Origin of the sequence: Luteibacter sahnii (genome assembly GCF_034063545.1) — a bacterium.
Lineage (GTDB): Bacteria > Pseudomonadota > Gammaproteobacteria > Xanthomonadales > Rhodanobacteraceae > Luteibacter > Luteibacter sahnii.
Window position 1 is genome coordinate 1 of the sequence record NZ_JAQLOK010000021.1, and the last position, 1,226, is coordinate 1,226.

General features: G+C 61.1%; 1 protein-coding gene. It reads right to left on the minus strand.

From position 1 onward, the window contains the following. Nucleotides 1-27: 27 nt before the first annotated feature. Nucleotides 28-1,145, minus strand: a protein-coding gene (locus PI246_RS18360; RefSeq protein WP_407069842.1) for an IS3 family transposase whose coding sequence is annotated in 2 segments (ribosomal slippage) — nucleotides 28-893 and nucleotides 893-1,145 — 1,119 coding nt in all. Because the reading frame shifts where the segments join, the coding sequence is not laid out codon by codon here. Nucleotides 1,146-1,226 lie beyond the last annotated feature (81 nt).

Below are 1,226 nucleotides of genomic sequence, written 5' to 3' on the forward strand. Positions count from 1 at the left end.
TGACCACCTCCCAAAACTTGAGCCGCCTTAAAGTGGAAAAATCGGCGTGTTTGGGTCGGCCCGAAAGGCCTCGGCGAACTGCGCTGGCGTGGCGTTGCCGAGGGCCGAATGCGGGCGGAAATGATTATAGTCGCGCCTCCAGGATTCGATCTTCTCACGGGCGTCGTCGAGCGACAAAAACCAGTGCGCATTGAGACACTCGTCCCGCAAAGAGCCGTTGAAGGATTCGATGAACGGGTTATCCGTGGGCTTGCCGGGACGCGAAAAATCGATCGTCACGCCTTGGTCGTAAGCCCACTTGTCCAACGCCACACTGATGAACTCCGGGCCATTGTCCGCCTGCACGCGGCGGGGAACGCCGCGCTCCCGCGCGATCGCTTCTAGCGCTCCCACGACATCCTCCCCCCGCAGACTCTGGCCGACCACGATCGCCAGGCATTCACGGCTGAAGTTGTCGACCACCGTCAGCGCGCGGAATCGTCGGCCGTCGAACAGCGCATCGCTGACGAAATCCATGCTCCAGCTCTGCGTGGGCGCCGTTAGCACAGGCCGATCCAGCCGATCCGCCGCCGCCTTCCGGCGCCGGGGCCGCTTGCTGCGAAGATTGAGCCCGGCCAGCTTGTAAAGCCGATGAACGCGCTTGTGATTAACGGCCCAGCCTTCCCGGCGCAGCAGCACATGGATGCGTTGGTAGCCATAGCGGATCCGTGTATGGGCAATGTCCTGGATACGCTGGGTCAGCGGCGCATCCAGCATCGTGCGTATCGGCTTGTAAATCAGGCCGGAGCGGGACTGTCGCATCACCGCGCAGGCGCGGCGTTGGCTGATACCGTAGGCCCGTTCGAGGAAGCCGATGAGCGCGTGGCGCTGCACCGGCTTCAGAGCTTTTTTTGGATCACGTCCTGAAGCATGACCTTATCCAGGCTGAGGTCGGCGACCAGCTGCTTGAGCTTGCGATTCTCTTCTTCGAGCTGACGCAAGCGCCGTAGCTCGGTCACGCCCAGTCCGCCGTACTTCTTCTTCCAGTTGTAGAACGTCGCTTCGGAAATACCCATCTTGCGGCAGGTCTCGCCGACGGACGTACCGCCTTCGACCTGGCGCAGCGCGAACGCGATCTGCTCTTCGGTGAACTTCGATTTCTTCATGGCAAAACCACCTCGTAGGTTGGGGTTAGTTTCGCCGAATTTCCCTACTTTGGGATGGCTCGAAAAGTTGGGGGGTGGTCA